The organism is Variovorax sp. V15 (assembly GCF_041154425.1).
Classification (GTDB): Bacteria; Pseudomonadota; Gammaproteobacteria; order Burkholderiales; family Burkholderiaceae_C; genus Variovorax; species Variovorax guangxiensis.
In genome coordinates this window covers 835990-849227 of sequence record NZ_AP028659.1, presented here as the reverse complement: position 1 = coordinate 849227, position 13238 = coordinate 835990, and the positions used below count along the sequence as shown (strand labels likewise).

The window sequence follows — 13238 nt, the reverse complement described above, 5'->3', positions numbered from 1 at the left end:
CGCATCCATGCCCGGCCCGCCCTCATTGGCCTCACACCACGCGGTGCTCCTCCACCACGAAGGCCGTGATCTCCGCAAGGAAGGTGAGCGCATGCGCCATCGTCACCTGCCCTTGCGGCGATGCGAAGGCCGCATCGAGCGTGCCGGGGTTCTCGAACCACAGCTCGACGATGCCGTCGATCGGCAGCTCCGCGTAGCCGCAGGGCGTGCCCTTCACGAACTCGCGCGCGGTCACCACGTTCTGGCGGTAGCCGCTCACGCCGGGCATGCGGCGCACGTGGTCGGCGTGCACCTTCCATTCGCGGCGGAAGTCTTCTTCCGACTGCTCGACGGGCCGGCGCAGCAGCGAGATGCGCTTGAGCAGCCCCTCGGGCTTCGGCGGCGGCGCGATCACCTCGGTCTGCGCGACGGTCACGATGTGCAGGCCGCCCAGAAAGCGTTCCTCGTCGGCGCGGATGGCAGCGGCCAGCTCGCCCGTGTTGAAGGCCGTGTCGGCCTGCTTCGCTTCGTCGAAACCCAGCTGCGAGAAACCGTCGAAGTCCCATGGCCCGCGTGCGAAGTCGATACCGCGCTGCAGCCGGTCGAGCACGAGGTTCTGGCGGTAGCCACGCAACGTGGGCAGTTGCGCCACCAGCGGGCCGTGCCTGTCGCGCCAGTGGCTGCGGAAGGCCTCGTCGGTCCATTCGGGTTTCTTGCGGATCAGGCCCATGCGCAGGGGCGTCGGTTCGGTCATCTGCTTGTCTCCTTATCGTTGATTTGCAAGGCGGCTTCTGCCTCGGCGCGCGCTCGCGCGAGGCCGGGCGCGCGCTTGGCCAGCCACACGCCGTGGCGCACCGGCCAGCGCCGGAAGCCGGGGTCCGCACCGAGCGCCGCGGCCGCGTGGTGCGCCCAGTAGGGGTCGAGCAAGGCCTCGCGGCCCAGGGCGACGAGATCGGCCTGCCCGGCGGCGAGCACGGCCTCGGCCTGATGCGCGTCGACGATCATCCCGACCGCCTGCGTGGGCACCTGCGCCTCGCGCCGGATGCGCGCGGAGAACGGCACCTGGAAGCCCAGCCCGCGCGGCACCGGCAGCGCGCGCGTCTCCTCGGTGAGGCCGCCCGAGGAACAGTCGATCACGTCGACGCCGCAGCGCTTGAGCTCGCGCGCGAGCACCACCGAGTCGTCCAGGTTCCAGCCATCGGGCGTGCCGTCGACCGCCGAGAGGCGGCAGAACAGCGGCTTCTCCGCCGGCCACGCGGCACGCACGCGCTGCGCGATCTCCAGCGCGAGCCACATGCGGTTGTCGCGGCTGCCGCCGAGTGCATCGTCGCGATGGTTGGCGTTGGGTGAAAGGAAGCTGGCGACGAGGTAGCCGTGCCCGAAGTGCAGCTCGACCACGTCGAAGCCCGCCTTGTCTGCGCGCACCGTGGCATCGACGAAGCGCTGCACCACCGCCGCGATGCCATCGGCATCGAGCGCGCCCGGTGCCGACCAGCCAGGCCCTGCCGCGAGTGCGCTCGGCCCCAGACGCTCCCACGGCTCCTCGTCTGCGGCCATGCGCGCATCGCCGAGTGCGGCGCCACCCTCCCACAGCGGCTCGCTGCCCGCCTTGCGGCCTGCATGCGCGAGCTGCACGCCGATGGCGCTGCCCTGCGCGTGCACGAAGTCGACCACGGCCTTCAGCGGCGCGATCTGGCTGTCGTTCCACAGGCCGAGGTCGGCGGTGCCGATGCGACCGCGCGGATCGACCGCTGTGCTCTCGGTGAAGATCAGCCCGGCGCCGCCGAGCGCGAACTTGCCCAGGTGCACCATGTGCCACGGCGTGGCATGGCCGCGCTCGGCGGCGTGCTGGCACATCGGCGAGATCACGACGCGGTTGGCCAATGCGAGGCCGCGCAGTTGCAGGGGCTGGAACAGCAGGGGGAGAGAGTCGGTGGACATGGATGGAAGAAATCAGGGTGCAGGCTTGGGCACGGCGGCGGCTGCCGGCCGCGTGCCCAGCCACGTGCCGCTCATCACCGCGGCGAAGCCGAACAGGTGCCACCAGCTCAGCACCTCGCCCAGCAGCAGCGCCGCGACCGCGACGCCGAACACCGGCACCCAATAGAGAAAGACAGCGGTGCGCGCCACGCCGATGACGGAGATGGCGCGGTTCCAGATCAGGTTGCCGGCGGCGGTGGCGGCCACGCCCGAGAACAGCACCAGCGCCCACGGCCACGCACCCGGGAACAGCTGCGCCGCGCCCAGCGGCGACGGCCCGAGCAGCGTGTGCAGCACCAGCATCGCGGTGCCCATCACGTAGATGCCCCAGCTCATCGACAGCGGATCGATCTGCCGCGCCAGGCGCTGCACGCCTACGCCGCCGACCGCGAAGCTCACCACCGACAGCGCCAGCAGCAAATCGCCCAACCCCGCGTGCGACAGGCTCGCGCCCGGATGGCTGAGCACGACCGCGGCCACGCCCGCGAAGCCCAGCGCCACGCCGACCAGCCGCCGCGCCGTCAGCGCCTCGCGGAACACCAGCGCCGCCATCAGCGCCGACACCAGCGGACTCAGCGCCATGATCAGCGCCCCGTTGGTGGCCGTCGAACGCTGCAGCCCCAGCGCGAACAGGATCTGGTTGGCATACACCATCAGGAAGCCGCAGCCGGCAAGTGCCGCAAGACGCCGCATGCCGAACGCCGGCACCCCGTCGCGCCGCCACAGCAAGATCGCGCTCAGCGCCACGCACGCCACCGCCATGCGCAAAGCCGCCAGCGGCAGCGCCTCGAAGAAGCCCGTCAGCACCTTCACCGCCGACACGTTCACGCCCCACACGAGCATTCCCAGCAGCAGCCAGGCCTGCACGGCGGCCGGTGTGGCGCCCGCAGAGGACGATGAAGATGACGACGGCGCAGGCTGGTTCATTTCAATCGTTCGGCAAGAGACGACCGTACGCCACGGCCCGCGCAGCGAGGCCCCTTCGCAGGCTCCCGCGGAACCGGCTCTGCCGGGCCGCAGGGTGCGCCCCCGCGGGGGGGTGTCCGAGCCACCCGAAGTGGGCGAGGCTGGGAGTGATCAACAGTCCTGGGGTGGTCAACCTTCCAGCTCGTTCCACATTTCGATGTCGCGCTCGGCGGTCCAGATGCGCGGGTGGACGTGACCGGTGGCCTCGTCGTAGGCGCGCGTCACGTCGAACGGCATGCAGTGATCGAAGATCACCCAGTGGCCGTACGTGGGGCGCAGCGCCGCCACGGTTTCCTTGTAGATCGCGTTCAGCGTCTTGCCCTGCGCCACGCCGTTGTTGACCAGCGTGTACACGTCGGAGATGAAGGCGCGCGTGGAGGCGATGGCCTTGCGCACGTCGGCGGCGTTCTCCAGCGCGGCGCCGCGCCCGGGCACCAGCTTCTCGAAGCCGAAGCCCGCGAGGCGGTCGAGCGTGGCGGGCCAGTCGCGGAAGTAGCAGTCGCCGGCGTAGGCGGTGCTCTGGTACTCGACGAGGTCGCCCGCGAAGCAGATCTTCTGGTCTTCGAGGTAGGCGATGGTGTCGCCCTTGGTGTGGCCGCGGCCCACCTGCGCGATCTTCACTTCGAGCTTCTTGCCCAGCCACACGCTCATGGTGCCGTCGAAGGTCATGGTGGGCCAGGTCAGGCCCGGCGGCACCGACTCGACGTTGCGGAACAGGCGTGGGAAGCGGCCGATCTCGCTGGCCTTGTCCTGCTCGCCGCGCTCCACGATCAGGTCGTAGGTGTCGCGGCTGGCGATGATCTGCTCGGCGCCCTCCTTGAAGTAGGCCGAGGCGCCCAGAACGCGCACCGCGTGGTAGTGGCTCAGCAGCACGTACTTGATGGGCAGCGGCGTCACTTCGCGGATGCGGCGGATCACGTCCTGCGCCATCGCCGGCGTGGCCTGCGTGTCCACCACCATCACGGCCTCGTCGCCGATGAAGATGCCGGTGTTCGGGTCGCCCTCGGCGGTGTAGGCATAGGCGTTCTCCGAAAGCCGGGTGAACGAGACCTTCTTTTCCTCGAGGTCGGCGTGGCTGGCGAATTTCTTGGTGGTCATGGGAGTTCCTTTGAAATGAGCGATGCGAGTCAATGCGTGCCGAGGTACGCGGACTTCACCTTGGGGTTGTCGAGCAGCTCGCGGCCGGAGCCTTCGAGCGTGATGCAGCCGGTTTCGAGCACGTAGGCGCGGTCGGCCACGCCCAGCGCCTGCTTGGCCATCTGCTCGACGAGCAGGATGGTCAGGCCCGAGCTGCGCAGCTGGCGGATGGCGTCGAAGATGTCCTTGATGATGAGCGGCGCCAGGCCCAGCGAGGGCTCGTCCAGCAGCAGCAGGCGCGGCTCGCTCATGAGCGCTCGGGCAATGGCCAGCATCTGCTGCTCGCCGCCCGACAGCGTGCCCGAGGGCTGGTGCTGGCGCTCCTTCAGGCGCGGGAAGCGCGCGAACTCGCGCTCGATGCCGCGCTCCACGAAGGCCTTGTCGCCGCGGCGCGAGTAGGCGCCGAGCATCAGGTTCTCGCGCACCGTCTGGTCCGGGAACACGCCGCGCCCCTCGGGCGACAGCGCGACGCCCAGGCCCACGCGCCTGTGCGAGGGCACGTGCGTGCAGTCGTTGCCGTCGATCAGCACGCGGCCCTCGGCCACGGGCTCCAGGCCGACGATGCTCTTGAGCAGCGTGCTCTTGCCGGCGCCGTTGGCGCCGATGATGGTGACGACCTCGCCCGCGCGCACTTCCAGGCTCACGCCCTTGACGGCCTCGATGGCGCCGTACGAGACCTTCACCGATTCGATTTTCAGCATGATGGTTTCGGTCTTTCTGCTCAGGCGGGCATGGCCGTGGCCAGTGCCTCTTCTTCTTCGTCGTCCACGCCCAGGTAGGCCTCGACCACGCGCGGGTTGGCCTGAACCTCGGCGGGCCTGCCCTCGGCGATCTTGATGCCGTAGTCGAGCACGATCACGTGGTCCGAGATCGACATCACCAGGTCCATGTGGTGCTCCACCATCAGGATCGACACGCCGCACTTGCCGATGCGCAGCAGCAGCTCGCCGAGCTCGGCGGTCTCCTGCGGGTTGAGGCCCGCGGCCGGTTCGTCGAGCAGCAGCAACTGCGGCTCGGTGGCCAGCGCGCGCGCCAGCTCCACGCGGCGCTGCAGGCCGTAGGGCAGGCTGCCCGCGGGCCAGTGCGCGAGGTGGCCGAGGTCGACCAGGTCGAGCAGCTGCAGCGCGCGCTCGCGCGTCGCCTTCTCCTGCCGGTTCGCGGTGGGCCAGGCCACCAGCGACGACAGGAAGCCGTTGCTCATGCGGCTGTGGCGGCCGAGCATGACGTTGTCGAGCACCGAGAGATCCGCGAACAGGCGCAGGTTCTGGAAGGTGCGGCCCATGCCCATGCAGCAGATGGCATGAGCCGGCTCGCCCACGATGTTGCGGCCCAGGAAGCGGATCGAGCCCGCGTCGGGTTCGATCACGCCGGTGAGCATGTTGATCATGGTGCTCTTGCCCGCGCCGTTCGGCCCGATCAGCGCATGGATGTGGCCGCGCTGCAGGCGGAAGGACACGTCCTGCGCCGGCTTCACGCCGCCGTACGACTTGGTCACGCCCTGCACCACCAGCAGCTCGCCTTCGCCGCCGGGGCCGATCTGGCCCGGAATGCCGCTGCCGCCAGCGCCCTCGCCGCGATGGCGCGACTTCATGAACCACTTGTTGAACAGGCCCACCACGCCGCCCGGCATCACGTACAGCGCGAACAGCAGCAGGAAGCCGTAGAGGAAGTGCTGCGCCGAAGGCCAGCGCGCGAGCAGCGCGTCGGTCAGCGTGAGCAGCACCGCACCCACCAGCGGCCCGTACATCGAGCCCGCGCCGCCGAACAGCACCAGCAGCAGGATGAAGATCGACAGGTGGAAGGTGATGAAGTCGGAGTTGATGTACTGGTTCTGCTGCGCCACCAGCGCGCCCGCGATGCCGCAGGTGACGGCCGCGACCACGAAGGCCATGACCTTGGCGCGGTACACGCGCACGCCCACGGAAGACGAAGCGATCTCGTCCGCCTGCAGCGACAGCAGCGCGCGCCCGAAGCGACCATTGAGCAGGTTGCGCAGCAGCAGGTGCAGCGCCGCGCACAGCACGATGCCCAGGATGACCCACTGCGTGGTGTCCAGCGGTGCGCCCTTCCAGGTGAGCGGGCGGATGCCGTAGATGCCCTGGGCGCCGCCGAACACGTCGGTCCATTCGCCCACGAGCTTCTCCACCACGATGCCGAAGGCCAGCGTGACCATGGCGAGGTACGGCCCCTTCACGCGCAGCGAGGGCAGCGCGATCAGCACGCCGCACAGGCCCGAAATGACGGCGGCCAGCGCGAGCGCGAGCCACGGGTCCATGTCGGTGCGCGAGGTCAGCAGCGCCACGCCGTAGGCGCCGGCCGCGAACAGCCCGGCCTGGCCCAGCGATTTCTGCCCCGCGTAGCCCACCAGCACGTTCATGCCGGCGGCGCAGAGGTAGTAGACGCACATCATGAAGGCGATGCGCAGGTAGTAGTCGTTGCCCGACATCGATACGATGCCGCAGAGCACCGCCGCGACCAGTACCACGGCGAGGGGATGGGCGAGGCGCTTCATACCTTCTCCACCGTCGAGCGGCCGAACAGGCCCGTGGGACGGAAGGCCAGCACCAGGATGACGAGCGCGAACACCGCCACCTCGCGCCACTGCGCCTGCCACAGGTTGACCATCGACTCGAGCACGCCGAGCAGGAAGCCGCCGATCACGCAACCGCGCGGGTTGCTCAGGCCGCCGATCATCGCGCCCGAAAAGCCCTTCAGGCCCACGGTCAGCCCCATGAAGAGCGAGGCCTGCGCGATGGGCGCGAGCAGGAAGCCCGAGAGCCCCGCCAGCGCCGAGCTGACGACGAAGGCGCCGATCATCATCGCGTTGGTGTTGATGCCCATGAGGCTGGCGACGTTGCCGTTCTGCGCCACCGCGCGCATGGCCTTGCCGATCATGGTGCGGTTCATCACGCGGTCGAAGCCGAACATCACGACCACCGCCACGCCCAGCGTGAGCAGCTCCTGTGGGCGCACGCCCACGCCGAACATGCGGATCACTGTGTCGCCCACCGGCGCGGGCACCACCACCGGCTTCGGGCCCCAGATGGCAAGCCCCACGCTCTGCAGGATCACGCCGAAGCCCAGCGTGCTCATCACCCACGCCATGCCGGGGCGGCCCGCGAAGGGGCGCACGCCCAGCACGTAGAGCAGCCAGCCCAGCAGGCCCATCACGCCGAGCGCGGCCAGCAGCGCGAAGAGCTGCGCGCCCGCGCCGGGCACGGCGTCGCCGAAGGTGGTGGAGCTCAGCGGCTTGCCCAGTACCAGGAACAGGGCGCTCATGCCGATGAAGGCGCCGGCCGAGACGAACTCGCCGTGCGAGAAGTTCAGCGTCTTGGTGGTCGTGAACGTGATGCTGAATCCCAGCGCCACCAGCGCATAGGCACCGCCGACGGCGAGCCCGCTGATGAGCGCCTGCAGGAGCGCTTCAACCATGGTGTGTATCTCCGTTGCGAGACGGCGCCGGCTGCCGCGCGGGCAGGCCGGTCGCTTCGCCTCTTCTTTTCTGTCTTGCTTACTGCTTGAAGTCGGCCGGCTTGAGGCCCTGGATCAGCGCGTCGGTGTAGGGCATCAGCTTGCCGTCCTTCCAGCGGATCCAGACCAGGTCCTTGGCGGTTAGCGCTTCGTGATTGGTCTTGCTGAAGGGCTTGTCGTAGGTCTTGAGCACGCCCTGCACCGGCGTCTTCAGGTCTTCGAGCGCCGCGCGCACCGCTGCGCCGTCGGTGCTGTTGGCCTGCTTCATGGCTTGCGCCAGCAGCTGCATGGAGTCGTAGCCGTGCAGCGCGAAGGAGAACGAGCCCGGCGCCTTCAGCTTGGCACCGATGCGGTCGAAGAGCTTCTGCTGCGCGGGCGTGCGGGTCTCGCTCACGGTGCGCATGAAGATCGGCTTCTCGGCGAGCTGCTTGCCGGCCGCGTCGTAGAAGGTGATGTTGTCGGCGGCCCAGGAGGTCAGCGTCAGCGGGAAGTAGTTGATCTTCTCCATGCTGCGCACCAGCTGCGCGATGGGCGTGCCCTGCGCCCACACCACCACGGTGTCGACGTTGGCGGCCTTCATCTTGCTCAGCTGCGAGGTCATGTCGGTGTCGCCGACGCCGAAGCGCTCGGTGGCGGCGATCTTGATGTCCTGCAGCTTGGCGATCTCCTCCATGTCCTTCAGGCCGCCCTGGCCGTAGCCGGTGGTCTCGGCCATCAGGCCTACCACCTTGGAGCCTGCGGTGTTCTTCTTCACGTAGGCCATCAGCGCGGCGACCTGCTCGCGGTCGACCATCGAGACGCGGAACATGTAGTTGTCGGCGCCGGGGCTCATCGGCTTGGTGATGTCGGTGCCCGAGCCCACGTTGCCCAGCACGGGGATCTTCTTCTGGTTGGCGATGTGCTTCCACGCCATCGCGTTGCCCGAGTTGGTGGGGCCGAAGACGGCGACCACCTTCTCGTTGTCGATCAGGTCGCTCATGTTCTGGATCGACTTCGGCGGCGCCGAGACGTCGTCGCGCGTGACCAGCGCCAGCTTCTTGCCGAGCACGCCGCCTGCGGCGTTGATGTCGGCGATGGCCGCCTCCATGCCCAGCACCGCGGCCTGGCCGCTCTGGGCCGAGGGCGACGCGGAGAGGTCGCCGTTGTAGCCGACCTTGATGTCCTGCGCCATGGCACCGGTAGCGCCGGCCGTGAAGGCGGCGAACGCGGCCGCGGCGAGCAGCGTCTTGTACAGACGGATGGTTTTCATTTTTTGTCTCCTGAGGTTGACGGACGGGGAAGCGGAAAAAAACAAAAGGGGGCTCAGACGGCGAGGAAGCCGCCGTCCACCGGCAGCACGATGCCGGTGACGTAGCGCGACATGTCGCTGGCCAGGAAGATCACCGGGCCCACCAGGTCTTCGGTCTGGCCGACGCGGCCCATGGGGATGCGCGTCATGAACGACTCCAGGCGCTGCGGGTTCTCGCGGGTGGCGGCGGTCATGGGTGTCTCGATCACGCCGGGGGCCAGCGCGTTGACGCGCACGCCAGCGGGCGCCAGCTCCTGCGCGAGCGACTGCGTGAGCATCTTGATCGCGCCCTTCGACGGCGAGTAGCCCAGGCTCGCGCCCTGCCCCGCGTACGCGGCGATGGAGGCGATGTTGATGATCGAGCCCTTCGTCTGCTTGAGCACCGGGATGAAGGCCAGCGTGGTGTTGAAGGTGCCGTGCACGTTCACGTCGATGGTCTTCTTCCAGTTGGCCGCTGCGTTCGGACTGCTGGTGTTCTCGCGGATGATGATGCCGGCGTTGTTGACCAGCAGGTCGACGTTGCCGATCTCCTTGCCGACACGCTCGGCCAGCGCCTGGCAGGCCTCGGGCGCGGTCACGTCGAGCACGAAGGACCAGGCCTCGCCGCCCGCGTCGCGCACCAGCTGCGCGGTCTCGCGCACGGTGGCGTCGTTCATGTCGGTGACGACCACGCGCGCACCGGCCTGCGCCAGGCCCAGCGCGAGCGCGCGGCCGTTGCCCTGGCCCGCGCCGGTAATGAAGGCCAGGCGGCCTTCGAGCAGGCGGGGTGCGACTGTGGATGGAAAGGCCATCGGTGTCTCCTTCTCTCTATATATGTGTGGGTGTATGACGCTCAGGCGGCGCGGCTGACCGGCACGACCTCGCGCTGCTCCACCTTCAGCTGCGCCGTGGCCTTGGCTTCGGCCTGCGCGACCTGCAGGCCGGCGACATAGCCGAAGGTCAGCGCCGGGCCGAGGGTGATGCCGGCGCCGGGGTAGTTGCCGCCCATGACGCTGGCGGCGTCGTTGCCTACCGCGTAGAGACCCTTGATCGGCTGGCGGTTGGCGTCGAGCACGCGGGTCTTCTCGTCGGTGACGAGGCCGGCGAAAGTGCCGATGTCGCCGATCACCAGCTTGATGGCGTAGTACGGGCCGTTCTCCAGCGGCGCGACGCAGGGGTTGGGCGTGATGTTGGCGTCACCCTGGTAGCGGTTGTAGGCCTTGCTGCCCTTGCCGAAGGCGGGGTCGTCGCCGGTGCGCGCGCCCTTGTTGAACTCCTGCACGGTGGCTTCGAGCGTGGCGGGCGCGATGCCGAGTTCCTTGGCCAGTTCGCCGACGGTGGCGCCGCGCTTGAGGTAGCCGCTCTTCAGGTGCCGCCCGATGGGCAGCGGCGCGGGCGCGACGCAGCCCAGGCCGTAGTCGCGCAGCGCCTTGTGGTCGCACAACAGCCAGGCCGTTACCTCGGGCTCACCCTCGCAGGCCTTGACCATCGCCTGCACGAAGTCGTGGTACGAGTTGCCCTCGTTGGTGAAGCGGCGGCCCTTGGTGGTGACCGCGATCACCCCGGGCTTGGCGCGGTCGATGAAGTGCGGCATCACGCCCTTGCTGCCGTCGGGGCGCGTGGTGACCGACGCGGGCACCCACGCCGCGGCATGCGGGATGGTGCCGTCGACGCGGCCGCCCACGGCCTCGGCCAGACGCAGGCCGTCGCCGGTGTTGGTGGAAGGCGATGGCGAGTAGTGCTCGCGGCCGGTGGGCGCATGCGGAAAGAGCTGCTTGCGGCGTTCCACGTCGTAGGGGAAGCCGCCGCAGGCCAGCACCACGCCGCGCTTCGCGACCACGCGCACGTTCTGGCCTTCGTGCTGCACCACCGCGCCGGAGACGCCGTCGTACTCGACCACCAGCTTCTTCACCGGCGACGAGAGCCACACGGGAATGTTCTTGTCCATCGCGGCCTTGGCCAGGCGGCCGGCCAGTGCATTGCCGTTGGTCAGCGTCATGCCGCGGCCGTGGCGCAGCACGTCGAGGAAGTGGCGGCTCAGGCGCTTGGTCACGTACCAGAACGAGGTCGGCGACTTGAAGGCCCGCATGAAGTGTTTGATCTCGGGGCCCGAGCCCAACATCATCCCGAACACGGTGAGTTCGGGCAGCGGCGGCGCCAGCTGCTTGATGCGCTTGCCGAGCTCGCGGCCGTCGAACGGGCGCGTGACCATCGAGCGGCCGCCCTGCTGGCCGCCCGGCGCCTCGGCGTGGTAGTCGGGGAAGACGGCCGGCATGTCGAACTGCACGCAAGTGTTGCGCGTGAAGAAGTCGATGGCCTTGGGCCCCATCTCCAGGAAGGCGCCGACGCGCGCGGCGTCGAAGTGTGTGGTGGCCTCGTGCTTCATGTATTCGAGCGCGGCGCCCTCGGGCTCGTGGATGCCCTGCTCCGTGGCCAGGCGCGTGCCCGGAATCCACAGCCAGCCGCCCGAGCGCGCGGTGGTGCCGCCGAAGCGCGGCTCCTTCTCGACCACCAGCACCTTCAAGCCCTGCGAAGCCGCCGTGACCGCGGTGGCCATGCCCGATGCGCCGCTGCCGACTACGAGCACGTCGCATTCGAAAGTGTTCTGTTCCATGTCTCTGCCTGTTCGCGTGTTTGTGTAAGACCTAAGTTGCGGCGCAGTTTAGGCAGCGACGTTGATATGGTCAAGTCTCTTCGTTACTATCAGATGTTCAATCATCATCGATTGAACACGACAATATCAGTAGAAACCCTGATGGCTATACTCGCCCCCACTCTCACTCCCCACGCCGGGCGCCCCATGGAAAAGCCAAGACGTGGCATTCAGTCCGTCGAAATCGGAACGCAACTGCTGGTGGCGCTCGGGCGCCACGTCGCGCCCATGGCGCTGCGCGACCTGGGCAAGGCCGCGGGCGTTCCCGTCGGCAAGGCGCACCCCTATCTCGTCAGCTTTTTGAAGGTCGGCTTCGTGGTGCAGGACAGCGCGGGCCGCTACGAGCTGGGCCCGCTGGCGCTGCAGCTGGGGCTGGCAAAGCTGCAGCGGCTCGACCCGATCAAGGAGGCGTCGCCACTCATCGAGCAGCTCGCCTCGGAGACCGAGCAGAGCATCGCGGTGGCTGTGTGGGGCAACTTCGGGCCGACGGTGGTGCGGCTGGAGGAGCCGATCCACCCGCTGCACGTGAACCTGCGCACCGGCACCGTCATGTCGCTGGCCTACACCGCGACGGGCCGGCTCTTCGCGGCCTACCTGCCGCCCAAGGTGGTCGAGAAGATGATGCTGGAGGACCTGGCGCGCACCCGCCCCGCGGACGGCCGCGGCGCCACCGCCGAGCTGTCGCGCGCCGAGATCGAGGCCCTGCTGGTCGAGACGCGCCTGCACGGCATGTCGCGCACGCTGGGCCAGCCGATCCCGGGCATCGACGCCTTCTGCGCGCCGGTGTTCGACTCGACCAACAACCTGGTGCTGGGCATCACCGCCATGGGCCCCGAGGCTACCTTCGACCGCGAATGGGACGGCCGCGTGGCCGTGCCGCTGAGGGCCTGCGCGCTGGAGATCTCGCGCCGGCTGGGCTTCGTGCCTACGGGCGAGCAGGCCTGATCGCGGGTCTTCACCGGCTTCCCGGCAAAAGAAAAAGGCGCTTCGTCGAAGCGCCTTTTTCTTTTGGTTCCGGCCGGTCAGTGCGTCTCGCGGCGCAGCTGCTGCACGTCTTCATGCAGCGAATGCGCCCATTCGCGCCGGTCGCGGCCATGCGGGTCCTGCGGCTCGCCGAAGCGCACGATGGCCAGCAGCGGCGGCGCGCGCAGCGTGTTCCACAGCGAGACGACGAGGTTGTCGTCGTCGATATAGCGCGGCGCCTGGCTGGTCTCGCCGGTGGCGGCGTCGGCGAAGCGCAGCGCGGCGGGCAGCACCGGCGCGCCCGAGGAGATCGACGCCTGCAGCAGGTTCGCGTGGAAGGGCAGCAGGCCCCGGCCGTCGCTGGTCGTGCCTTCAGGGAACACGCCGATCAGGTCGCCGTTGCGCAGCGCGTCGGTCATGTGGTGCACCACGCGCAGCGCGTCGCGGCGGCGTTCGCGCTCGATGTAGAGCGTGCCCGAGCCGTTGGACAGCGTGCCGATCAGCGGCCAGCCCTTCACGTCCGACTTCGACACGAAGCGCACGTGCCGCGCGGCATGGATGGTCGTGATGTCCAGCCACGAAAGGTGATTGCAGATCAGCAGCACCGGCCCCGTAGGCGGCGGCGTGCCCTGCACCACCAGCGTGATGCCCATGAGCTCCAGCATGCGCCGCGACCACGCCTGCACGCGCGCGTTGCGCTCGGCCTGCGTGAGCTTCGGGAAGGTGAAGCGGATCGTCCACCAGCCCGAGGCCGCGTGCGCCACCGCGCGCGCCAGGCGCCAGCAGGCTTTCAGCGAATGAAGCATCGGCGCCCGGGCCCCT

The 13238-nt window shown here is 69.0% G+C and carries 12 protein-coding genes; 1 reads left to right on the top strand and 11 read right to left on the bottom strand.

Going from position 1 to position 13238, the window contains the following annotated elements; all coding sequences use genetic code 11:
• Positions 1-31: 31 nt before the first annotated feature.
• The 10 genes from ACAM57_RS04145 to ACAM57_RS04100 form a co-directional block, all read right to left on the bottom strand.
• On the bottom strand, positions 32-733 hold the full coding sequence (locus ACAM57_RS04145; RefSeq protein ID WP_369660794.1) for an EthD domain-containing protein: 702 nt from the start codon (positions 731-733) through the stop codon (positions 32-34).
• On the bottom strand, positions 730-1920 hold the full coding sequence (locus ACAM57_RS04140) for an NADH:flavin oxidoreductase/NADH oxidase (RefSeq protein WP_369660793.1): 1191 nt from the start codon (positions 1918-1920) through the stop codon (positions 730-732). Before ACAM57_RS04140 ends, ACAM57_RS04145 begins: the two co-directional genes overlap by 4 nt.
• 12 nt (positions 1921-1932) lie before the next feature.
• Positions 1933-2886: a DMT family transporter gene (locus ACAM57_RS04135; protein WP_369660792.1), complete on the bottom strand. Its 954-nt coding sequence runs from the start codon at positions 2884-2886 to the stop codon at positions 1933-1935.
• A gap of 168 nt (positions 2887-3054) precedes the next feature.
• A complete protein-coding gene (locus tag ACAM57_RS04130) occupies positions 3055-4023 on the bottom strand; it encodes an MBL fold metallo-hydrolase (RefSeq protein WP_019656255.1) in 969 nt (322 codons plus the stop codon).
• A 29-nt stretch (positions 4024-4052) separates the two neighbouring features.
• On the bottom strand, positions 4053-4763 hold the full coding sequence (locus ACAM57_RS04125; RefSeq protein ID WP_126023612.1) for an ABC transporter ATP-binding protein: 711 nt from the start codon (positions 4761-4763) through the stop codon (positions 4053-4055).
• A gap of 20 nt (positions 4764-4783) precedes the next feature.
• On the bottom strand, positions 4784-6574 hold the full coding sequence (locus tag ACAM57_RS04120; RefSeq protein ID WP_369660791.1) for an ATP-binding cassette domain-containing protein: 1791 nt from the start codon (positions 6572-6574) through the stop codon (positions 4784-4786).
• Positions 6571-7494 carry a branched-chain amino acid ABC transporter permease gene (locus ACAM57_RS04115; protein ID WP_126023614.1) on the bottom strand — a complete coding sequence of 308 codons (924 nt, stop codon included), beginning with the start codon at positions 7492-7494 and terminating at the stop codon, positions 6571-6573. The genes ACAM57_RS04120 and ACAM57_RS04115 overlap by 4 nt, the downstream gene beginning before the upstream one ends.
• 79 nt (positions 7495-7573) lie before the next feature.
• Complete coding sequence (locus ACAM57_RS04110) at positions 7574-8782, bottom strand: ABC transporter substrate-binding protein (RefSeq protein ID WP_369660790.1); 1209 nt, start codon at positions 8780-8782, stop codon at positions 7574-7576.
• 53 nt (positions 8783-8835) lie between these two features.
• The gene (locus ACAM57_RS04105; RefSeq protein ID WP_126023616.1) at positions 8836-9612 is read right to left on the bottom strand and encodes an SDR family NAD(P)-dependent oxidoreductase; all 777 of its coding nucleotides are present in this window, start codon (positions 9610-9612) and stop codon (positions 8836-8838) included.
• A 41-nt stretch (positions 9613-9653) separates the two neighbouring features.
• A complete protein-coding gene (locus ACAM57_RS04100; protein WP_369660789.1) occupies positions 9654-11414 on the bottom strand; it encodes an FAD-dependent oxidoreductase in 1761 nt (586 codons plus the stop codon).
• Positions 11415-11600: 186 nt separating this feature from the next.
• Here ACAM57_RS04100 and ACAM57_RS04095 point away from each other — a divergent pair, with 186 nt between their 5' ends.
• The gene (locus tag ACAM57_RS04095) at positions 11601-12398 is read left to right on the top strand and encodes an IclR family transcriptional regulator (protein WP_126023618.1); all 798 of its coding nucleotides are present in this window, start codon (positions 11601-11603) and stop codon (positions 12396-12398) included.
• A 77-nt stretch (positions 12399-12475) separates the two neighbouring features.
• Here ACAM57_RS04095 and ACAM57_RS04090 read toward each other — a convergent pair whose 3' ends face one another.
• The gene (locus tag ACAM57_RS04090) at positions 12476-13222 is read right to left on the bottom strand and encodes a 1-acyl-sn-glycerol-3-phosphate acyltransferase (RefSeq protein WP_126023619.1); all 747 of its coding nucleotides are present in this window, start codon (positions 13220-13222) and stop codon (positions 12476-12478) included.
• Positions 13223-13238 lie beyond the last annotated feature (16 nt).